This is a genomic window from uncultured Roseobacter sp. (genome assembly GCF_947501835.1).
Taxonomy (GTDB): domain Bacteria; phylum Pseudomonadota; class Alphaproteobacteria; order Rhodobacterales; family Rhodobacteraceae; genus Roseobacter.
This window is the reverse complement of the sequence record NZ_CANMXR010000008.1, coordinates 52177-72421: the sequence shown is the minus strand read 5'-3', so window position 1 is coordinate 72421 and position 20245 is coordinate 52177. Positions and strand designations below refer to the sequence as shown.

Annotated in this window: 18 protein-coding genes; 9 read left to right on the top strand and 9 right to left on the bottom strand. The window is 61.4% G+C overall.

The window, feature by feature from the left end; translation table 11 throughout:
- Positions 1-5 precede the first annotated feature (5 nt).
- Genes hutI through hutU form a run of 4 tightly spaced genes read left to right on the top strand, consistent with a single transcriptional unit; the run spans position 6 to position 5203 of the window.
- Positions 6-1208, top strand: a complete 1203-nt coding sequence (hutI, locus tag Q1A20_RS16770) for an imidazolonepropionase (protein ID WP_299406325.1) — start codon at positions 6-8, stop codon at positions 1206-1208.
- Complete coding sequence (gene hutH, locus Q1A20_RS16765) at positions 1205-2770, top strand: histidine ammonia-lyase (RefSeq protein ID WP_299917748.1); 1566 nt, start codon at positions 1205-1207, stop codon at positions 2768-2770. Before hutI ends, hutH begins: the two co-directional genes overlap by 4 nt.
- A complete protein-coding gene (gene hutG / locus Q1A20_RS16760) occupies positions 2757-3542 on the top strand; it encodes an N-formylglutamate deformylase (protein ID WP_299917956.1) in 786 nt (261 codons plus the stop codon). Before hutH ends, hutG begins: the two co-directional genes overlap by 14 nt.
- A complete protein-coding gene (hutU, locus tag Q1A20_RS16755; RefSeq protein ID WP_299917746.1) occupies positions 3539-5203 on the top strand; it encodes a urocanate hydratase in 1665 nt (554 codons plus the stop codon). Before hutG ends, hutU begins: the two co-directional genes overlap by 4 nt.
- On the opposite strand, the gene Q1A20_RS16750 is transcribed toward hutU, so the two are convergent.
- Positions 5204-6472 (bottom strand): tetratricopeptide repeat protein, encoded by a 1269-nt coding sequence (locus Q1A20_RS16750; RefSeq protein WP_299917744.1) that lies wholly within the window; start codon positions 6470-6472, stop codon positions 5204-5206.
- A 61-nt stretch (positions 6473-6533) separates the two neighbouring features.
- Entirely contained in the window at positions 6534-7898 is a 1365-nt protein-coding gene (locus tag Q1A20_RS16745; protein WP_299917742.1) for an MATE family efflux transporter, read from the bottom strand.
- 398 nt (positions 7899-8296) lie between these two features.
- Between Q1A20_RS16745 and Q1A20_RS16740 the strand changes: the two genes are divergently transcribed.
- Positions 8297-9580: a dienelactone hydrolase gene (locus Q1A20_RS16740; RefSeq protein WP_299917740.1), complete on the top strand. Its 1284-nt coding sequence runs from the start codon at positions 8297-8299 to the stop codon at positions 9578-9580.
- A 47-nt stretch (positions 9581-9627) separates the two neighbouring features.
- Here Q1A20_RS16740 and Q1A20_RS16735 read toward each other — a convergent pair whose 3' ends face one another.
- Positions 9628-10236: a carboxymuconolactone decarboxylase family protein gene (locus Q1A20_RS16735; protein ID WP_299917737.1), complete on the bottom strand. Its 609-nt coding sequence runs from the start codon at positions 10234-10236 to the stop codon at positions 9628-9630.
- 149 nt (positions 10237-10385) lie between these two features.
- Between Q1A20_RS16735 and parE the strand changes: the two genes are divergently transcribed.
- The 3 genes from parE (at position 10386) to Q1A20_RS16720 (ending at position 14190) form a co-directional block, all read left to right on the top strand.
- On the top strand, positions 10386-12344 hold the full coding sequence (gene parE / locus Q1A20_RS16730) for a DNA topoisomerase IV subunit B (protein WP_299406345.1): 1959 nt from the start codon (positions 10386-10388) through the stop codon (positions 12342-12344).
- Positions 12337-13158, top strand: coding sequence for an NYN domain-containing protein (locus Q1A20_RS16725; RefSeq protein ID WP_299406348.1), 822 nt, complete (start codon positions 12337-12339; stop codon positions 13156-13158). The genes parE and Q1A20_RS16725 overlap by 8 nt, the downstream gene beginning before the upstream one ends.
- 354 nt (positions 13159-13512) lie before the next feature.
- Entirely contained in the window at positions 13513-14190 is a 678-nt protein-coding gene (locus Q1A20_RS16720; RefSeq protein ID WP_299406350.1) for a hypothetical protein, read from the top strand.
- Here Q1A20_RS16720 and Q1A20_RS16715 read toward each other — a convergent pair whose 3' ends face one another.
- Complete coding sequence (locus Q1A20_RS16715; RefSeq protein ID WP_299917734.1) at positions 14191-14571, bottom strand: c-type cytochrome; 381 nt, start codon at positions 14569-14571, stop codon at positions 14191-14193.
- A gap of 148 nt (positions 14572-14719) precedes the next feature.
- Between Q1A20_RS16715 and Q1A20_RS16710 the strand changes: the two genes are divergently transcribed.
- Complete coding sequence (locus Q1A20_RS16710) at positions 14720-15154, top strand: DMT family transporter (protein ID WP_299917732.1); 435 nt, start codon at positions 14720-14722, stop codon at positions 15152-15154.
- Here Q1A20_RS16710 and Q1A20_RS16705 read toward each other — a convergent pair.
- From Q1A20_RS16705 to proS, 5 genes are all read right to left on the bottom strand, one after another.
- Positions 15151-16137: an Ldh family oxidoreductase gene (locus Q1A20_RS16705; RefSeq protein WP_299631664.1), complete on the bottom strand. Its 987-nt coding sequence runs from the start codon at positions 16135-16137 to the stop codon at positions 15151-15153. The genes Q1A20_RS16710 and Q1A20_RS16705 overlap by 4 nt on opposite strands.
- A gap of 74 nt (positions 16138-16211) precedes the next feature.
- A complete protein-coding gene (locus Q1A20_RS16700) occupies positions 16212-16895 on the bottom strand; it encodes an ABC transporter ATP-binding protein (protein WP_299917729.1) in 684 nt (227 codons plus the stop codon).
- On the bottom strand, positions 16888-18174 hold the full coding sequence (locus tag Q1A20_RS16695; RefSeq protein ID WP_299406363.1) for a lipoprotein-releasing ABC transporter permease subunit: 1287 nt from the start codon (positions 18172-18174) through the stop codon (positions 16888-16890). The genes Q1A20_RS16700 and Q1A20_RS16695 overlap by 8 nt, the downstream gene beginning before the upstream one ends.
- Before the next feature lie 53 nt (positions 18175-18227).
- Positions 18228-18725, bottom strand: a complete 498-nt coding sequence (locus Q1A20_RS16690; protein WP_299406366.1) for a DUF2937 family protein — start codon at positions 18723-18725, stop codon at positions 18228-18230.
- A gap of 70 nt (positions 18726-18795) precedes the next feature.
- The gene (proS, locus tag Q1A20_RS16685; RefSeq protein WP_299917727.1) at positions 18796-20187 is read right to left on the bottom strand and encodes a proline--tRNA ligase; all 1392 of its coding nucleotides are present in this window, start codon (positions 20185-20187) and stop codon (positions 18796-18798) included.
- Between the last annotated feature and the right edge of the window lie 58 nt (positions 20188-20245).

Sequence of the window (20245 nt, the reverse complement as noted above, 5' to 3'; positions counted from 1 at the left end):
GATGCATGATTCTGTCCAATCTCACCCTCATGGCGATGACCGGCGCGGCCGCGCCCCTGCCGGATGCCGCCATCGTGATGCAGGGGGATCGGATCGTTTGGGCCGGGGCCCGCACCGCCCTGCCAGCGGAATATCACAAAGGCGATCACGTCGATCTGGGCGGGCGCCTGGTGACGCCGGGCCTGATCGATTGCCATACCCACGTTGTCTTTGGCGGCAACCGGGCAACCGAATTCGAAATGCGGCTCGAAGGCGCAAGCTACGAAGACATCGCACGCGGTGGCGGTGGCATCATGTCGACGGTGACGGCGACACGGGCAACCTCTGAAGAGGCGTTGATTGAGCAAGCCTTGCCCCGCGTGGATGCCATGATCGCCGAGGGCGTGACCCTGCTGGAAATAAAATCCGGGTACGGGCTCGATCAGGAGACCGAGCCGCGAATGCTCCGCGCCGCGCGGGCCATTGCCGAACGTCGCCCCATACGCATTTGCACCAGCTTCCTGGGCGCGCATGCGCTGCCGCCGGAGTACGCGGAGAATGCGGATGCCTATATTGATGAGATCTGCATCCCCACGCTTCAGGCGGCCCACGCCGAAGGGTTGGTGGATGCGGTGGATGGCTTTTGCGAAAACATCGCCTTTGACACCACCCAGATCGCGCGCGTCTTCGATGCCGCCCATGCCCTGGATCTGCCCATCAAGCTGCACGCCGAACAATTGTCGCACCAGGGCGGTACGGCGTTGGCCGCCGCCCATGGCGCTCTGTCGGCGGATCATCTGGAATACGCCACCGAGAAAGACGCCAAAGCCATGGCAGCGGCAGACATGGTGGCCGTGATCTTGCCCGGCGCCTTCTATACCCTGCGGGAACGCCAGAAACCGCCGGTCGAAACCTTCCGGGCGGTGGGGGTGCCGATGGCGATCAGCACCGATTGCAATCCGGGGTCGTCGCCGATGACCTCGCTGTTGCTTGCGATGAACATGGCCTGCACGCTTTTCCGCATGACCCCAGCGGAGGCGCTTGCGGGCGTGACCTGCCATGCCGCCCAGGCCCTTGGGCAAAGCAACGCCGGGAAAATTGCGACCGGGTGTCGCGCCGATCTGGCGATCTGGGATGTCACGCATCCTGCGGAGCTGGCCTACCACATCGGGTTCAACCCGCTGTATGCGCGGGTCTTTGGCGGCCGACTGGAAGGGCCCGGGGCATGACGCAAATTCTGGTGCCCGGCGCGACCACGCTGCCCGATCTTCATGCGGTTTGGACGGGTACGGGACCTGTGACGCTGGCCGCAAGCGCCCGCGCTGGCATGGATGCCGCCGCGGCACTGGTGGAACGAGCAGCACAGGGCGACGCTGCCGTCTATGGCGTCAACACCGGGTTCGGCAAACTTGCGAGCATCAAGATCGCGGCCCGTGACACTCAAGCCCTGCAACGTAACCTGGTGCTTTCCCATTGCTGCGGTGTCGGCGAGCCGCTGGAGGCCAACGCCACCCGGCTGATGATCGCGCTGAAGCTGCTGTCACTGGGGCGCGGCGCATCAGGGGTGCGCTGGCAGACCGTCGCGCTCCTTCAGGACCTGCTCGCCCATGATGTGATGCCCGTCATACCGGTCCAGGGGTCGGTGGGGGCCTCTGGCGATCTGGCGCCCCTGGCACACATGGCCGCAGTGCTGATCGGCGAGGGAGAGGCGGTTTTTCAGGGCAATCTGATGCCCGGTGCGGCGGCCCTGAAAGCCGCTGGCCTGTCCCCGGTCACGCTGGGGGCGAAGGAAGGCCTGGCCCTGATCAATGGCACGCAATTCTCCACCGCCTGCGCTTTGGTGGGTCTTTTCGCCGCCTGGGAGAACGCCCGCGCCTGTATCCTGACGGCGGCCCTGTCCACCGATGCGATCATGGGATCGACAGCGCCTTTGGTCCCAGAAATTCACCTGCTGCGCGGGCATCAGGGCCAGATTGAAGCCGCCAGTGCGCAGCGCGCGTTGATGCAGGGGTCAGAGATCCGCGAAAGCCACCGCGACGGTGACACCCGTGTGCAGGACCCTTATTGCATTCGCTGCCAGCCGCAGGTTTCAGGGGCAGCGATGGACCTGCTGCGCGTGGCTGGCGCGACCTTGGAGACTGAGGCCAATGCGGTGACGGACAATCCCCTGGTTCTGGTGGATGCCGCGCATCCGGCGGGCGGTCAGATCGTGTCGGGCGGGAATTTCCATGCTGAACCGGTGGCTTTTGCCGCCGATCAGATCGCCGTCGCGCTGGCAGAGATCGGAGCCATCGCGCAACGCCGCGTGGCGCTGATGGTGGACCCCACGCTCAGCTTTGATCTGCCGCCTTTCCTGACACCTGATCCGGGGCTGAATTCCGGGCTGATGATCGCCGAGGTGACGACCGCGGCACTGATGAGCGAAAACAAGCACCTCGCGACACCCTGCGCCACCGACAGCACCCCAACCTCGGCCAATCAGGAGGATCATGTCAGCATGGCCGCCCATGCCGCGCGCCGTCTTCAGAAGATGAATACCAATCTCAATGTAATTCTCGGGGTCGAAGCCATCTGCGCGGCGCAGGGGATCGAATGCCGCGCGCCGCTCAAAACCAGCCAAGCGCTGCAAACTGCGATAAACCGTCTGCGGGCGGAGATCGCGCCCCTGGAAGCGGATCGCTATCTGGCACGGGATATCGAGACTGCGGCACGTATGATATCAACGGGCACGTTGGTGCAGGGTCTCGACCTGCCCTGCCTGCAAGAAGGAACCAGACCTGATGCCCGTTGATGTCACTGTTGGGTCAAGCCCGCTGATCCTTGCGATCCCGCATGCCGGGACCGAAATCGCGGCCCCGATCCTGCAGCGGCTGAATGAGATCGGGCGGCGCGTGGCGGATACCGACTGGCATGTTGATCGGCTGTACAGCGATCTGATTGATGATGTAACGACCGTGCGCGCGAATTTTCACCGCTACGTCTGCGATGCGAACCGCGACCCCAGCGGCGCCAGCCTCTATCCGGGGCAAAACAGCACAGGGTTGGTGCCGCTGACGAGTTTCGACGGGGAAGACATCTGGGACGACCCGCCCAGCAAGGTCGAAATAGCCACCTGGCGTTCTGCCTGCCACGCGCCCTATCATGCCGCCCTCGCCGCGCAAATCGCGCGCCTGCGGGCCAAACACGGATTTGCTGTGCTCTACGATTGCCATTCGATCCGGTCAAAGATCCCCTACCTGTTCGAAGGCACCTTGCCCGACTTCAGCATCGGCACCTACATGGGCGCGTCCTGCGATCCGGAAATCGCGGCGCAGGTCACGCAGCTTTGCAAGCAGGCGGCAGATTACTCCACCGTCGTTGACGGGCGTTTCAAAGGCGGCTGGACGACGCGCAAATTCGGCCGTCCGGAAAACAACGTGCATGCCATCCAGATGGAATTGGCCCAATCCACCTACCTGACCGATGAGGCAGCCCCATGGCAGTATGACGCGGCCAAGGCAGCCCCCCTGCGCGAAATCCTCAAAGACGTATTGACTTATCTGAAACACTGGAGGCCCACATGAGTGATCCGCGCAAGAATATCCGCGACGTTTTCCCGGCCACAGGGCCGGAGATCACCGCCAAAAGCTGGCTGACCGAAGCGCCGATGCGGATGCTGATGAATAACCTGCACCCCGACGTCGCGGAGAACCCGCATGAATTGGTGGTCTACGGTGGCATTGGACGGGCCGCGCGCACCTGGGCGGATTTCGATCATATCGTCGCCAGCCTCAAAACGCTTGAGGAAGACCAGACGCTTCTGGTGCAGTCCGGCAAACCCGTGGGCATTTTTCAGACCCACAAGGACGCCCCGCGCGTCCTGATTGCCAATTCCAACCTGGTGCCGCATTGGGCCAATTGGGACCACTTCAATGAACTCGATAAGCGTGGTCTGGCAATGTACGGCCAGATGACAGCGGGATCGTGGATCTACATCGGCTCGCAGGGCATTGTGCAGGGTACCTATGAGACCTTTGTCGAGGCAGGCCGACAACACTACGACGGCGATCTGACCGGGCGTTGGATCCTGACCGCGGGCTTGGGCGGCATGGGCGGCGCGCAGCCACTTGCCGCGGTCATGGCCGGGGCCTGCTGCCTCGCGGTCGAATGCAACCCGGATAGCATAGATTTTCGCTTGCGTACCAAATACCTGGACGAGAAAGCTGAGACTTTGGATGAAGCACTGGGGCTCATCGAAAAATGGACAGCGGCAGGCGATGCGAAGTCCGTGGGTCTGCTGGGCAACGCGGCGGATGTTTTCCCGGAACTGGTGCGGCGTGGGGTACGGCCCGACATCGTGACCGATCAGACCAGCGCGCATGATCCGGTCAACGGGTACCTGCCGCAGGGCTGGAGCCTTGGCGACTGGAAGGCCAAGCGCGAGAGCGACCCCAAGGCCGTGGAACGCGCCGCGCGCGCCAGCATGAAGGTACATGTCGCCGCCATGGTGGATTTCTGGAACGCCAATGTGCCGACCCTCGACTATGGCAACAACATCCGGCAGGTCGCGCTGGAGGAAGGCCTCGAAAACGCCTTTGCCTTTCCCGGGTTCGTGCCGGCCTACATCCGTCCGCTCTTTTGCCGGGGGATCGGGCCGTTTCGCTGGTGCGCCCTGTCGGGCGATCCGGAAGATATCTACAAGACTGATCGCAAGGTCAAAGAGCTGATCGATGACACGCATCTGCACAATTGGCTGGATATGGCCCGCGACCGGATCAGCTTTCAGGGGCTGCCCGCGCGGATTTGCTGGGTCGGTCTGGGCGTACGCCACAAATTGGGGCTGGCCTTCAACGAGATGGTGCGCAGCGGCGAGCTATCCGCCCCGATTGTGATTGGGCGGGACCATCTGGATTCCGGCTCAGTCGCGTCACCCAACCGCGAGACCGAAGCGATGCAGGACGGCTCAGATGCTGTCAGTGACTGGCCCTTGCTGAATGCGCTGCTGAACACGGCCAGCGGGGCCACTTGGGTATCGTTGCACCACGGCGGTGGTGTCGGCATGGGGTTCAGCCAGCATTCCGGCATGGTGATCTGCTGCGATGGCACCGAGGACGCGGACCGGCGGATCGCGCGTGTGCTTTGGAATGACCCAGCGACCGGCGTGATGCGGCATGCGGATGCGGGCTATGCCGAGGCGCTCGATTGCGCCCGCGAGCACGAGTTGAACCTGCCGAGTATACTTTAGCTATGATGCGTAAGCACCTGCAATCACAGGGCGCCTGAGCGCTGCAAGATCATGTGCCTCAGCCCTCAGACCCTGCCGCATGAGACAGGCCAACAGACTGTGCTCCACCAGATCACGCTGTGCGCGGCTGCCGCCGATCCGCGCGGTATCGGCCATCGCACTCTTGAAATGGCGCGCGGCACCGGCCCAATCGCGGCGCGCCATGTCCTGAAACCCTTGCGCGATGCTGGGCACCAGATCCGAAGCGGGACCTGCGGGCTCCGAGATGATCCGGGAGATGCCCGAGGCCTCACCGGCCATGGCATGCGACACCGCGACATGCATATCGACAAAAGCATTGCCCGTGCGCGGAAAGGCCCGTGCGGCGAATTCGCTGATGGACACCCACCGCTCCTGCGGCACAGCAACACCCGCCAGTTCCGCTCGATGCAGCAATGACGCCGTATCCACCAGCACACTCAGGGGCGCGCCACCGATCGCCGCATCCGGCGTCACGGCATCATCCAGCAGTGCCCACATGCCCGCGACATCGCCGGTCTGCAGCATCCAGAGCGCCTGGTGCCAGCTGAGATGCCCGTGCATCACACCCGCCTTGGCATAGCCGGGCAGCCACTCCTTCAAATAGGCGATCCCGCTGTCAACATCCCCCTCTTCATAAGAAACGTGACTGCGCACATGCGCGCCATGGGCGTTGTCGGGGTTGAGTGCAAGCGACCGGTCGATCATGTCACCCGCCTGCGCCAGCTGCCCCGTTTCGCAGAGCGCAAAGGCGTATTGGCTCATCAGCCACCAATCCTCACCGTAATGCGGCATCAGACGCGACAGAAAAGCCAGCATCTGCGCTTCGCGCCCGGGTTGCCCGGAAAACCCGATCAGCCCGTAGATCGACGAGCTGGTTTGCGCGACCACGGCGTCCCGCGAGAAACGGTCCATATGGTCATAGACCGCCTGCAACGCCTCGGCCCCCTTGCCGCCCATCATCAAGGACAGCATATGGATTTGCGAGGCTTCGCGCGCGGTCACGCCACCAACAAGCGTCTGCGCCTGAGCGATGGCCGCCTGCGCCCCCGCCATGTCACCAACCGTTTGCCGGGCGCGGGACAGGCCCGCGTATGCGGCGGCAAATCCTGGATCGGCCTCGATCGCGGCGAGAAATCCTGCGTCCATTTCCGGTCGCCCGGCAAGCAGCCGGTCAAGCGCGCGCTCATAGGCGTCTGCCGCAGCCTGAGATGTGGTCGTCAGCGCGTTGCCGTAGCGATCTTTGTACATGAAGCCCCCCGGATATCAGGCGAAACGCTAGAACGGCTGAGGCGGTGGCGCAAGCCGCACCTCAGGCGGCGGCTGTCTTGAGCCTGCGCAGGGCGAACCCCCAGAACCTTGCCGACAACAGCAGGGCGGCAACGCCGAGGCCAATGACCAGACCGGCCCAGACCCCGATACCCTCATAGCCCAGCACGAAGCCAAGCACATAGGAGCAAGGGATGCCGACACCCCAATAGCTCAGCGCGGCGCAGATCATCGGCACCCGGGTGTCCTGCACCCCGCGCAACAATCCCAGGGCAATCACCTGAGCGCCGTCGACCAATTGAAAAAGCGCGGCCATCGCCAGAAGCCCGGTCCCAATCAGCAGGATCGTGTCCCTTTCCGGCTCATCCTTCTGCATGAAGATCGAGATCAAAGGCTCTGGCATCACAAGGAAAAGTACCACAGTCATCATGGCGATGATCAGCGACATTGCGGTCACCATCCGCGCACCTTTGTCCATGTGGTCGGGGTCATGGCGACCGTAGGCATTGCCCGCGCGAATGGTGGCGGCATTGCTCAGCCCCATATGTACCATGAACGCAAGGGCCGAGAGCTGCACCGCAATGCCATGTGCAGCCAGCGGCACGGTGCCCAGCCATCCCATCATCATGGCGGAGGCGGCGAAAAGACCCACTTCGCTGAGACCCGTCAGCCCAATCGGCCAGCCAAGACGAAACACCTGCGCCAGCATCTGACCATCCGCGCGCCACAGGCGTTGGAAAAGCGCGTGTTCCGGCAGCGCGACACGTGCGTAGATGACGATACCAATGAGCGCAAAGAGCTGGGTCGCGACAGAAGCAATCGCGGCACCGGTGATGCCAAGTTCCGGCGCGCCCCAATTGCCGAAAATCAACGCGTAATTCACCACGGCGTTCAGAATTGCGCTAAGCACCGTGATCCACAAAACCACCTGTGTCCGCTCAAGCGCCGCCAGATAGGATTTGATCACCATGACCAGGAGCGCCGGCAGAATGCCAAAGCCTGCGACGCGGAGATAGGCGCTCGCATCGGCTGCAAGGCCCTCGCCCTGTCCCAAAGCGATGAGCAAGGGCTCCGACCAGAACATGGCGGGCAGTGCCAGCACGGCAAATCCGAAACTCAGCCAGAGCCCCATCCGCGTGGCCCGACGCAATCCGACCTCATCGCCTTCCGCGTCAAAGGAGGCGACCATCGGCATCACCGCCCATGCGAAGCCCGAGCCAAAGATGAACAGTACAAAGAAGAAGGTTGAACCCAGCGTCACCGCGGCCAATGCCTCGACGCCATACCACCCCAACATGACGGTATCGGTGACACCGATTGCCATCTGGGCCAGATGCCCGCCGATCAGCGGCAGGCCAAGGGTCAGGATAGCGCGACCGTGTTCGGGATATGTCATCACTTTGCGCATGAAACTGCATTACGCCCAGTGCGCGCCGGGGGGAAGAGGTCTCGATGATCCTCGCTCAAAAAACCTGCCGCGGTGGCGGGGACATCTCAGCTTCGAAGCCGAAAACCGAGGCTCCAGCCTTGATGTCGAAACCGCTGAATGCCGCTGGATACGCCATCCGCAATAGCAAAACGGTGCAAGGCCACAGGCCGTTTGCACGGGATAGAACCCGATGGACACTGGCCGCAGCAGGAACAAATCCGGGACACCGGTCACAAATCTGAAACACATGCTGTTCTGTAGCGGGTCGAAAATCTTGGAGTTCGACACAAATAACACACCATAAGTGCTTGAATGGCGGAGAAAACCTGTCAATCTGACGGCGCGAGTACGATAAGACATCCGCGCGGAGCACGACGATGACGACCAAACGAAACCTTGCTGCCATCGCAGCCTTCATGGCGGCGCCGGCGCTTGCCAATCCCATCGACATGATCCGCCCAGATGCTCCCGAACTTGCAGACTACGGGCTATTGCCAATCGGGGTGCAAACCCTTGAGCTGGTGCACGCGAGCCAGATCGATATCGTCAACACCAATGGCGACAAAGAGCCGGTTTATGACAGATCACTCACGGCGGAGATCTGGTACCCGGCGGCGGACGGGACCGAGCCCGGCGGCAGCTATCAGGCGATTCTGCGGGACGGCAAAACCGAGGTAACGCTCACTGGGCGGGCGGTGCGCGACGCGCGCCCTGCCATTGGGGAACGCTATCCGCTGATCATCATCAGCCACGGCTATCCCGGCAATCGCTTCCTGATGTCACATCTGGGGGAAAACCTTGCCTCCAAGGGCTTTGTCACGGTCTCGATCGACCATACCGACAGCACCTACTCCGATCAGGCCGTTTTGGGCTCGACCCTCTTCAACAGGCCCCTCGATCAACGGTTTGTGCTGGATCAGATGGCAGCCCTTGAGGGGGATCTAGGCGCAATCATCGACGCCAGCGCCGTTGGTGTGATCGGGTATTCGCTGGGCGGCTATGGCGCTTTGATTTTTGGCGGCGCGGGGGTCACGCAATCGGCCACCGAATACAGCTGGGGCACGCCCAACGGGCTTCTGTCCCGCCATCTTGCCGGATCTGAAAGCCACGAGGCGCTGATCGATCCACGCGTCCGGGCGATCATTGCCATTGGCCCATGGGGTCGAAACGCAGGGTTCTGGGATGCCAATGGCATGGGCGGTCTGCGCGTTCCCACCATGTTCATGGCAGGCGGCGCGGATGATGTGTCTGTTTATGACGCCATCCGCACGATTTTTCAGGAGGCCAGCGGCACGGACCGCCATCTTTTGACGTTTGATCACGCCAATCACAACGCCGCCGCCCCGATCCCGGCGCCGCGCGAGGCCTGGGTGCCGGTCGAAGACCTGGAATTCGTGCCCTTTGAGCACTACGCCGACCCGGTTTGGGACACCACGCGCATGAACAACATCGCGCAGCATTTTGCGACTGCCTTCATGGATCTGCACCTCAAGGGCGACGTCAGCAAACGCCCCTACCTCGAACTGATCCCGGATGCGGAGGCTGGCATTCTGGCACTCGATGAGGAAGCCAATCCGACCGAAGATCATACCTATTGGACAGGGTTTGCGCCGCGCACGGCCAAGGGGCTGCGATTCGAGACACTGCTCAAGGGCGAGTGATCCACAACCGCGCTTTTCGGCATCACGAAGGCGCCGGGTTCCGTGCCCTACCGGTGACCCCAGTCATCCGGATCATCGGAATTGCCGGGTGACAGCCCGATGATGTCGCCCTCCGTCGAGCATCCCAGTCCGAGGACCGTTCGGTTGGCATAGGCGAAGTAACTCACCACCTGATTGATCTCCAGAATCTGGCCGTCGTCAAACCCCACCGCGCGCAGGCTTTGAACGTCCGTGATTTCCATGTCACCGGGCGTGCGCGTCAGCTTTTGTGCATAGCGCAGCGCGGCCCGCTGGCCTGTATCTAGCGGCGCGGCCTCAACATCAGCTGCGGAAATCGCCGACCGGATCGCATCGGCGCGCGTGTCATCGCCCAGCAACCGCTTCATACCCGCAAAATGGTGGTTTTCGCAGTAGTCGCATTTGTTCAGCGCGGAGACCCAGACCCCGAGCACTTCCAGAAACCACTTCGGGACCGTATTGCCCGAATGGTGCAGCACATGTTTGTAGATCGCCATATGCCCCTCCATCGTGTGGGGCCGCAGGCTGTGTGCCATCATAATGTTGTCGACGTTGTTGCCCGGCCCGGTGATGCGTTCATAAAGCCGCTTCAGTTTGCCGGTGGCCTGCTCAAAGGGAACGGTTGCGATCCAGGTCATTTCTTCACACTTCGTTAAGGACTATCGCCCTGCATGAGAGCTCAGGTGGTCAGGAAAGGAAAGAGGCACACGCCATGCGCGCAGCCCTTTCCCCGCCCTGCCCGCTCTGCCATACTCAGGCGCAATCAAGACAAAGAGGTTCGAGCACGATGCCCAATGATCTGCTGTCCAATACGGATGCCCCCGCCTATGACGCTTCCTCCATCGAGGTGCTCGAAGGGCTGGAGCCCGTGCGCAAACGCCCCGGCATGTATATCGGCGGCACCGACGAGCGCGCCCTGCATCACCTTGTGGCGGAGGTTCTCGACAATTCCATGGACGAGGCCGTTGCCGGTCACGCCAACCGGATCGAGGTGGAACTGCACGAGGATTACGCCATCACCATCCGCGACAACGGGCGCGGCATCCCCATCGATCCGCACCCGAAATTCCCTGACAAATCCGCGCTGGAGGTGATCCTGTGCACCCTGCACGCGGGCGGCAAATTCTCCGGCAAAGCCTATGAGACCTCGGGCGGTCTGCACGGCGTTGGCGCCTCGGTGGTCAATGCCCTGTCGGATTCCATGGTCGTGCAGGTCGCGCGCGACAGGCAGGTCTTCGAACAACGCTTCTCGCGCGGTATCCCGTTGGGTCCGGTCGAAAAGGTCGGCAGCGCCCCGAACCGCCGCGGCACCACCGTGACCTTTCACGCCGATGCGGAAATCTTCGGCTCGCACCGGTTCAAACCCGCGCGGCTTTTCAAATCCATCCGCTCCAAAGCCTACCTCTTCTCCGGTGTCGAAATTCGTTGGAAATCCGCGATTGCCGATGGCGAAACCCCGCAGGAAGCGACCTTCCACTTCCCCGGCGGCCTGTCGGATTACCTGCGCGAAACGCTCGGATCGGCAACCACCTATGCGGATAACCCTTTCGCCGGTTCGGTTGATTTCAAAGAGAAATTCGGCGCAGCCGGCAAGGTGGAATGGGCGATCAACTGGACCCCGTCGCGCGACGGTTTCATCCAGTCCTATTGCAACACCGTGCCCACACCCGAAGGCGGCACCCATGTGGCGGGCTTCTGGGCCGCGATCCTCAAGGGCATCAAGGCTTACGGCGAGTTGGCAAACAACAAGAAAGCCGGCCAGATCACACGGGAAGATCTGATCTCAGGCGGCTGCGCTCTGGTGTCCTGTTTTATCGCGGAGCCAGCCTTCGTCGGCCAGACCAAGGACCGCCTGTCCACCGAGGCGGCGGCAAAGATGACCGAAGGCGCCGTGCGCGACCACTTTGACAACTGGCTGGCGGCGGATACGAAATCCGCGGGCGCCATCCTCGATTTCCTCGTGCTACGCGCCGAGGAGCGCCTGCGCCGCCGTCAGGAAAAGGAAACGGCCCGCAAATCCGCCACCAAGAAGCTGCGCCTGCCCGGCAAGCTGACCGACTGCACCTCGAAATCCCGCGAAGGCACCGAGCTTTTCATCGTGGAGGGCGATTCTGCGGGTGGCTCCGGCAAGGGCGCGCGCAACCGCAACACGCAGGCCCTGCTGCCTCTCAAGGGCAAAATCCTCAATGTGCTGGGGGCTGCCTCGTCCAAACTGGGCACAAACGCGGAAATCAGCGACCTCTGCGAGGCGCTTGGCTGCGGCATGGGCACCAAGTTCAACCTCGACGATCTGCGCTATGACAAGATTATCATCATGACCGACGCGGATGTGGACGGTGCCCATATCGCGTCGCTGCTGATGACGTTTTTCTTTACCCAGATGCGGCCCTTGATCGACGCAGGCCACCTCTATCTGGCCTGCCCGCCGCTCTTCCGCCTGACCCAGGGCGCCAAACGGGTCTATTGCCTCGATGAGATCGAGAAGAACGAATGGCTCGAAAAAGGTCTGGGCGGCAAGGGCAAGATCGATGTGTCGCGGTTCAAGGGTCTGGGCGAAATGGACGCGAAGGACCTCAAAGAAACCACCATGGACCCGGCAACGCGCAAACTGATCCGCGTGTCGATTGATGAGGACATGCCGGGTGAGACGGGGGATCTGGTCGAGCGGTTGATGGGGAAAAAGCCGGAGCTGCGCTATCAGTACATCCAGGAAAACGCGAAGTTCGTGGAGGAGTTGGATGTTTAGGAATCGCGAATTCCTTACAAGAATTGCCGAAGCAACCCTTCCTCCGCATCACCACCCAAATATCGCATTTATCGATGCGGATAATGTCTGGAGAACATTTGAGTCGAAACTTAGCTCGTTCGGTATTGCAAATGATGAATTAGAACACTTCGAGTTTTCCCGACTATTCAAATTGATCCCGCACGACCGTTGTTTCGTCTACTGCGCGATACGTGATGAAGGGCCAAAACCCTTTTGGCTAGAACAATTGGAGCACACGGATGGATTCATTCTGAAAACAGGGAGGCTAGTTCGCAGAAAAAACGAACTAAAGCAGGAGGGGGTGGACGTAAAGCTAGCGATTGATGCTACCAGATTTGCTTTTTCGAACATAATAAAAACCTGTACGCTTTATGGAGCAGATGGTGATTTCATCCCGCTGGTTGAAGCCATTACCGAATCTGGCACTCTTGTGAACGTGGCCTCATTCAATGACCCGGAGCAAGGAGAGGTGGCTCCTCGATTGCGCGCAGCGTCGGATAGATACATTCGAATGAATCGATTTTGGCTCTACGAAACGCTTTCGGAGAAAAGGAGTACCGTCCATAGCCGCCCAAATCTTATTCATAGTTGGCTGTCGAGTGAAGAAATCTATTCCGATAGATTTGGAGATGAAGAATATGAGATTAGAAAAATTGGTAGCGAATATGCAGTATGTTTAGACGCCAAGCGCCCACTCAATCTTTTTACATCAAGTGAAATAGATGACTTAAGGCTCTGGCTCAAACTCGCCCCATTCAAAGAGAACATCTTCAATCATCACCTTCTCAACTAAGCATTGCCCGAAACTGTATATCCTCAGTAGCTCGAGGCCCCGCCTCGGGCCGCGCTCATCCGGGGCTCCGCCCGTGATTGGGCGAAATCACCCCCCGGATGATTTCCGGGAAGCCCATCACCCTCCGCCACGGAGAGGGCGCACATACGTGCTCCCCGGGGCTCACGCCCCCCTCCGGGCTCAAACGCTCCACTGGAGCTTTTGCAAGACGCCCTCCGGCCCGAGGTCGGGCGCGGCCCTTAGCAACCGCTTCGCGTAACAACAGCTACATTCGGCGCGCCGCCTGCGATCACATTTCCAACCCTGCGCAAAAAGTGGCTTGATCCTACCCGAGGATTCAGGCCCACTTAACTCATGCGTTTTGTTCTGATTTCCCTGTTGCTGCTGGCCGCCTGCGGGCGTCCCCTCACCCCCAACGAGACCGCCTTTGCGCGCACCATTCATGGGGACACGCTCGATACCAGCAAAGTGCGTCTTGTCGACGGCGCGCCCACCCGGGCCGTCACCTTCGAGCGCAAGCCACGCCCGCGCACAACCTGTCGCGAACGCATCCTGCCGCCGATCAAATCGGAAACCGTCACCTCGAAACCCGCCGCCGTCGCCGTCTACAACCACATCCTGTTTGATCGGGATTGGTATCTGGACGACTACCTGCCCGAGTATCCCGATAGCATCGGTCTGGTGGCGGCGATGCTCTTTGCCCATGAGGTCGTGCACGTCTGGCAGTGGCAGAACCGCAAGGAGACGGGATATACGCCACTGCGTGCGGCCTTCGAGCATGATGGGGCCAGCGACCCCTATCTGTTCGAGCTGGACGCGGATCCGCAGTTCAGCGATTTCGGGTATGAACAGCAGGGCGCGATCATGGAGGAATTTGTCTGCTGCCGGGCGCTCGATCCGACCGCGTCGCGGACGCAGCGCCTGCATGATCTGATCTCTCAGGCGATGCCGGTCGCGCCCCTGCCAAAGGCGCGCGAATATTCGGTTGGATTGCCCTGGGACGGTGTTGAGCTGGAAGGCATCTGCAGCTGATCAGGGCCGTTGCAACGCCTGCAGATACAGTAGCAATTCCGCCAGTGGCTCGGTGGTGCGCAAGCGGCCCTCTGCCAACTTGACGCGCGTTTTCTGATCGCTCTGAAGTCCGGAAAATCCTGTCATCTGCCGCCCGCGCATCCCCCCCATGGCGTAGCCTTGCAGCGCCTCCAGCGTGTCGGTGGCCGGAAAGATGCCGCCGTTGCGCGCGCTCAATCGCGTCAGATCCGGGGGTGTTTTGCTGAGCCCGGCAACGCCCGCACCGCCACCCCCCTGCGCATCGCCACCGTGGCACACGGCACAATTGGCCGCATAAAGCGCCGCACCCGTTGCGGCATCGTCACGGCCAAACCCACCGCAGCCCGCGACCAGCAGAGACATTGCAAAAGCTATCAAACACATACGGTTCACAACGAACCCCTCACGATTCTGACATTACGGCATCATCCCGGGCTCATCAGGCTTGCCGATCACACGGCACATCGCCATGGTCCCGATATGCCCGCGCGACCATAAAGGAGATGTATGAATGGCTCATTACGCCGCGATCATGTTGCTGGCCGGGATCGGTATCCCCCTGCTTGCTGCCCTGAATGCAGCTTTGGGCGTCCGGATCGGCTCCCCGGCGGCGGCGGCAACCGTGCTTTTCGCCGTCGCTTTTCTGACCTGCGCCGTGGTGATGGTACTGACCGGGCCGCAGGCTTTGGCAAAGGTTACATCTGCACCGCGCCACCTCTTCCTTGCCGGGGTCTTAATTGCGTTCTACGTGCTGACAATCACCTATATTGCCCCCACTTTCGGCGTCGGCAACGCGGTGTTTTTTGTCTTGCTGGGGCAATTGATCAGCACCGCCGCGATTGATCATTTCGGCCTCTTCGGCGCCCGCGTCACGCCGATGGACGCGACAAGGGCGTTTGGCATTGCGCTTATGGCAGCGGGCGTTTTTGTGACCCAAAAAGCCTAAGGGGCGTCGTTGGCAAGCTCCAACAACCGCGCCCAGGTCGGCTCGCTCACTTCGACCTCCTCCGCCATGCGCCGGTACTGACCGGGCATGCGCGCCCCTTCATCCTGCCCGGCGACGCTGGCCAGGGCGACCAGCCGCGCCCGAAACTCCGTCGATGCATCGGGATCGATCAGGATGTAATATTGGCCAAGATCATGGGGCGGACCTTGCGGCGCCTTCAACGGTTTGACGTTTTGTGACAGAACCGAGCCAGTCATGCCCGCGGCCAATATCTCCGCCATCAGGCCAAACCCCCAGCCTTTCGCACCCCCGACGGACTCCAATGACCCCTGCAAGGCCGCATCCGGATCCGTAGTCGGATTGCCATTTGCATCAAGCGCCCAGCCCAGGGGGATTTTCTCCCCCAGCGCCTTGGCCATCGTGATTTTACCCAGAGCAACCGCGCTGGTGGATTGATCAAACTGCATCGCAAGGCCGCCCTCGCCATCCGGCACGGAGAACGCAATCGGATTGGTGCCGATCACACGGCTCTTGCCACCGGGGGCCGCAACAATGGGCGATGCGTTGGTAAATCCGATCCCGATGCAACCCGCCTGAGCAATCTGTTCGGTGAAGTATCCCAGGGATGTGCAGGTATGTGCATGGCCAACCGCCAGGGTCGCGGTGCCATACTGACGCGCCGCATCGAGCGCCGGCACCAACCCATGTGCAAAGGCCGGTTGCGCAAAACCGAAGCCCGCATCGACATGAACAACTGCGGGGCGGGGCGTTGTGACGACGGGGGTAACGTCGCCCTTGACCCGGCCTGACCCCAATTGCAGGCAATAGCTTTCCACGTAGTAGAGACCGCAGATCTTGTTGCCGTATCCTTCCGCAACCCGCACGGCGCGGGCGACTTCGGCCGCTGGAAAGGGCGCTGCGCCATGGTTCAACAATGCTTTTTTGGTGAGCGCTTCAATTTCGTCCAGCGTATGGTGAGCCATAAATATCGATCCGAATGTTCATTGCAGATCAGGTTGTTCGATAAAATCGCGCGCCGTCAAGCGCGGCTTTCGCATCAGACGGGGACGAGACCGCCGGCATCCAGACGAATCTGACGATCCATACGTGCGGCAAGCTGCAGGTTATGCGTCGCAATCAAAGCAGAGAGCCCGGTACCGCGCACAAGCTCCATCAACGTCTCAAAGACCTGATCCGATGTTCCGGGGTCGAGGTTGCCGGTGGGCTCATCCGCCAACAACAGTTTCGGTGCATTGGCAAGCGCGCGGCAAAAGGCCACGCGTTGCTGTTCACCGCCAGAGAGCGCGGCAGGGCGATGGCTGGCGCGATCTGCCACACCGACACGGCCCAGCAGATCCATTGCGCGGTCCTGCGCTGCACCCCGCGTCACACCATTGGCAAGCTGGGGCAGCACGATGTTCTCCAGCGCCGAGAATTCCGGCAGCAGGTGATGGAACTGGTAGACAAACCCCACATCCGAGCGGCGCGCCGCCGTGCGTTTGTTGTCGGACAGGTTCGTCATGTCCTGACCAGCGATTTCGACCTTGCCCGCATCCGCCGTGTCGAGCAGCCCGGCAATATGCAAAAGCGTGGATTTGCCCGCACCCGACGGGGCCACCAGTGCCACAACCTCACCGCGCGGCACCGTCAGGTCAACGCCGCGCAAGACGGTGACCTCACTGGCCAAGCCACGGTTGTAGGATTTCTCAATCCCGTTCAACGCCAGCACAGTCTCACTCATAGCGCAGCGCCTCAACCGGGTTCATGCGCGCCGCCCGGCGAGCGGGAAAGATGGTCACGACAAAGGAAAGCCCCAACGACAAGGCCATGGCTGAGAGTACATCGCTCAGATGCAATTCGGCGGGCAGCGCGTAGATACCTCGGATGGACGGATCCCAGACCCCGCCCCCCATGGCCATGTTCACGAAACCAAAGATCGGATCGATGTAGAGCGCGAAGAGCGAGCCCAGAATGACACCAAAAAAGGTGCCGAGAATGCCCGTGAACGCGCCGCAGATGAAGAAAACCCGCAGAATGGATCCCTGGCTGAGCCCCATGGTGCGCAGGATGCCAATGTCGCGTCCCTTGTTCTTGACCAGCATGATCAGGCCGGAAACGATGTTCATCGCCGCAATCAGCACAAGGATCGACAGGATGATGAACATCACGTTATCCTCCACCTCCAGCGCGCGCAAAAACCCGCCCGAGGCGTCCTGCCATGTCCAGACCTGCGCCCGCTCTCCCGCCGCCTGCAACAGCGTCGGGGACATCGAGCGCACGTTCTCGGGCTCCTCAACCATCACTTCAATTTCATCTGCTACCCCCTCGCGATTAAAGAAGGATTGCGCATCAGAGAATGGCAGATAGGCACGTGTCCGGTCGATGTCATACCGCCCGGCGGTAAAGACATAAGTGACATCATAGGCGTTCACACGGGGGGACGTGCCAAAGGCGGTTTTTACCCCGTTGGGGGAGATCAGTTTGATCTTGTCACCGACGCCCACGCCCAACTCCCGGGCAACGCCTGACCCCAAAGCGATGCCCTTTTCAAAGTCGCTGATGTCCCCACGGGCGGTTTCGGGATCGGCAATCCGTGGCAGGGACAACAGGTCTTCAGGGGCGATGCCGTAGATTTCCACGCCGGCGTTACGCCCCTGATAGGCGGCCATGACCTGGCCCCGGACCAGCGGCGCAGCGCGGATCACCCCGGGCACCTGAGCAACCCGCTCTGCCAGCGCTTCATAGGCGCTGATGCTGCGATCCACCTGCCCATTTTCGGCGACCTGCCCAATGGCATAGACCGTCACATGCGCGTTCGACCCCAGGATGGTATCAACGAATTCCGCGCGAAACCCCGAGCGCACGGCCAGCGTGGCGATCAGAGCAAAAACGGCGAGCGTGATCCCGATGAGGCTGATCCAGGTCATCACGCTGACGCCCCCTTCGGCCCGGCGGGCACGCAGATACCGCCAGGCGATCATCCATTCAAAAGGAGCAAAAGGAGCGGTCGAACGGGCCATGCAGGTTCCTTCGTGAGGCGTTGCGCGCAACCTGAGGCTTTGACCCCGGAGGGTCAAGCAGGCAATGGTTTACGTCGCAGCAGGCCGCGCAGCGCCGCCAGGAGCAGGCTGGCGCCAGAGGCTGAGAGCAAGAAACCAACCCCGGCAAAAAGCGCAGTGGCGAAGGTCAGCGGCAGCGCAGGTTGAAACGCCTGCCAGGCCCGTTTTGCGATTTCCCCGTCGGTCAAATGACCGGCATGATAGGCGCGCATGAAGGGCCCGTGCCCCTGCAACGCCAGGAGATCAGCCCGCAGGGCCTCATAGCGCCCGATGGCGCGGCTCATATCGGCGCGCCGACGCTCTACAAAGGCGGTGCCCTGCATCTGCGCCAGCGCCTCCTGCCGTGTCAGCCCCACCGCCGCAGCCGAGGCGTCAAAATCGGCGACGACCTGATGCAAGGCGTCCACCGCGCCGCCAAGACGCTGCATGTATTGCTGTGAATAGGCCGGGAACTGGGCGGCGCCAAAGCCCCCTGCCAGCCCGACGGCCAGCGTGATTGCGCGAAAGATCATATCTGCGCTCCTGCTCGCCCCCCGGCGGCATGGCGCAGACCCTAACAGACTGCGTCTTCGCCGCAAAGCCTTAGATATAGGTGTGGAACGACCTGTTGCCCATCATCTGAACGTGCTCGCTGGTGTGATGGCCGCTGTAGATTTCTGCGATCTTCTTGACCGCCTGCTCGGGCGGCAGCTCTTCGCTCTCTCCCGTGCGCCGACTGGTCAACTCCACGACACCGTTCTTCAGGCCACGCGGGCCGACCGTGATGCGCCATGGCAGCCCGATCAGGTCCATTGTTGCGAATTTGCCGCCAGCGCGTTCGTCGCGATCATCATAGAGCGGCTCAAGCCCCAGCGCCTGCAAACTGGCGTAGAGGCTTTCGCAGGCAGCATCCGCCTCAGCGTCGCCCTGTTTCAGGTTCACGATCCCGCAGTGATAGGGCGTCACACCCTCGGGCCAGATGATGCCCTTGTCATCATGGCTGGCCTCGATGATGGCACCAACAAGGCGGCTGACCCCGATGCCGTGGCTCCCCATGTGTACGGGTGTTGGCTTGCCGTCGGGGCCTTGCACGGTTGCACCCATGGCATCGGAATATTTGGTGCCAAAGTAGAAAATCTGGCCCACCTCGATCCCGCGAGCGGTGCGGCGACGCTCTTCAGGGACCTGATGGAACAGCGCTTCATCATGGGTCTCATCCGTGCGCGCATATTTGGACGTGAACTCCTCCAGCACACCTGCGCATTGCTCCACGCTGTCATAGTCAATCTCGCGGTCTCCAAATGTCAGGTCGGTCACGGCGCTGTCATAGAAGACCTCCGACTCGCCTGTTTCGGCCAGAACCAGAAACTCATGGGTGTCATCCCCACCGATGGGGCCACTGTCCGCCCGCATTGGGATCGCCTGCAGCCCCATGCGCTCATAGGTGCGCAGATAGCTGACCAGATGCCGGTTGTAGGCGTGCAGCGCGTCTTCCTTCGTCAGATCAAAGTTATACCCGTCTTTCATGAAGAACTCGCGGCCTCGCATCACACCAAACCGCGGGCGCATCTCATCGCGGAATTTCCACTGGATGTGATAGAGCGTCAGCGGCAAATCCTTGTAGCTGCTCACATGGCTGCGGAAGATGTCGGTGATCATTTCCTCATTGGTGGGCCCGTAGAGCATATCGCGGTCCTGCCGGTCCCGGACGCGCAGCAGCTCATCGCCATAGGCATCATAGCGCCCGCTTTCACGCCAGAGATCCGCCGATTGCAGCGTGGGCATCAGCATCCCGATGTGGCCCGCGCGCGCCTGTTCTTCGTGCACGATGTTTTCCAGCTTGCGCAGCACTTTGAACCCCAGCGGCAGCCACGAATAGATCCCCGCGGCATTCTGCTTGATCATGCCCGCGCGCAGCATCAGCCGGTGGCTCACAATCTGCGCCTCCGCTGGGTTTTCGCGCAGCACGGGCAGGAAGTAACGGGTCAAACGCATGGGACGTCCTCTCGTGTTTCGATCCCGCCCTGATTAGGCCAAAGCAAGGAGGCCCGCA

What these genes read in the sequence shown, in the direction of transcription:
- hutI (WP_299406325.1), top strand. Translation starts at nt 6, where the DNA reads ATGATTCTGTCCAATCTCACCCTCATGGCGATGACCGGCGCGGCCGCG.
- hutH (WP_299917748.1), top strand. Translation starts at nt 1,205, where the DNA reads ATGACGCAAATTCTGGTGCCCGGCGCGACCACGCTGCCCGATCTTCAT.
- hutU (WP_299917746.1), top strand. Translation starts at nt 3,539, where the DNA reads ATGAGTGATCCGCGCAAGAATATCCGCGACGTTTTCCCGGCCACAGGG.
- Q1A20_RS16750 (WP_299917744.1), bottom strand. Translation starts at nt 6,472, where the DNA reads ATGTACAAAGATCGCTACGGCAACGCGCTGACGACCACATCTCAGGCT.
- Q1A20_RS16745 (WP_299917742.1), bottom strand. Translation starts at nt 7,898, where the DNA reads ATGCGCAAAGTGATGACATATCCCGAACACGGTCGCGCTATCCTGACC.
- Q1A20_RS16740 (WP_299917740.1), top strand. Translation starts at nt 8,297, where the DNA reads ATGACGACCAAACGAAACCTTGCTGCCATCGCAGCCTTCATGGCGGCG.
- Q1A20_RS16735 (WP_299917737.1), bottom strand. Translation starts at nt 10,236, where the DNA reads ATGACCTGGATCGCAACCGTTCCCTTTGAGCAGGCCACCGGCAAACTG.
- parE (WP_299406345.1), top strand. Translation starts at nt 10,386, where the DNA reads ATGCCCAATGATCTGCTGTCCAATACGGATGCCCCCGCCTATGACGCT.
- Q1A20_RS16725 (WP_299406348.1), top strand. Translation starts at nt 12,337, where the DNA reads ATGTTTAGGAATCGCGAATTCCTTACAAGAATTGCCGAAGCAACCCTT.
- Q1A20_RS16720 (WP_299406350.1), top strand. Translation starts at nt 13,513, where the DNA reads ATGCGTTTTGTTCTGATTTCCCTGTTGCTGCTGGCCGCCTGCGGGCGT.
- Q1A20_RS16715 (WP_299917734.1), bottom strand. Translation starts at nt 14,571, where the DNA reads ATGTCTCTGCTGGTCGCGGGCTGCGGTGGGTTTGGCCGTGACGATGCC.
- Q1A20_RS16710 (WP_299917732.1), top strand. Translation starts at nt 14,720, where the DNA reads ATGGCTCATTACGCCGCGATCATGTTGCTGGCCGGGATCGGTATCCCC.
- Q1A20_RS16705 (WP_299631664.1), bottom strand. Translation starts at nt 16,137, where the DNA reads ATGGCTCACCATACGCTGGACGAAATTGAAGCGCTCACCAAAAAAGCA.
- Q1A20_RS16700 (WP_299917729.1), bottom strand. Translation starts at nt 16,895, where the DNA reads ATGAGTGAGACTGTGCTGGCGTTGAACGGGATTGAGAAATCCTACAAC.
- Q1A20_RS16695 (WP_299406363.1), bottom strand. Translation starts at nt 18,174, where the DNA reads ATGGCCCGTTCGACCGCTCCTTTTGCTCCTTTTGAATGGATGATCGCC.
- Q1A20_RS16690 (WP_299406366.1), bottom strand. Translation starts at nt 18,725, where the DNA reads ATGATCTTTCGCGCAATCACGCTGGCCGTCGGGCTGGCAGGGGGCTTT.
- proS (WP_299917727.1), bottom strand. Translation starts at nt 20,187, where the DNA reads ATGCGTTTGACCCGTTACTTCCTGCCCGTGCTGCGCGAAAACCCAGCG.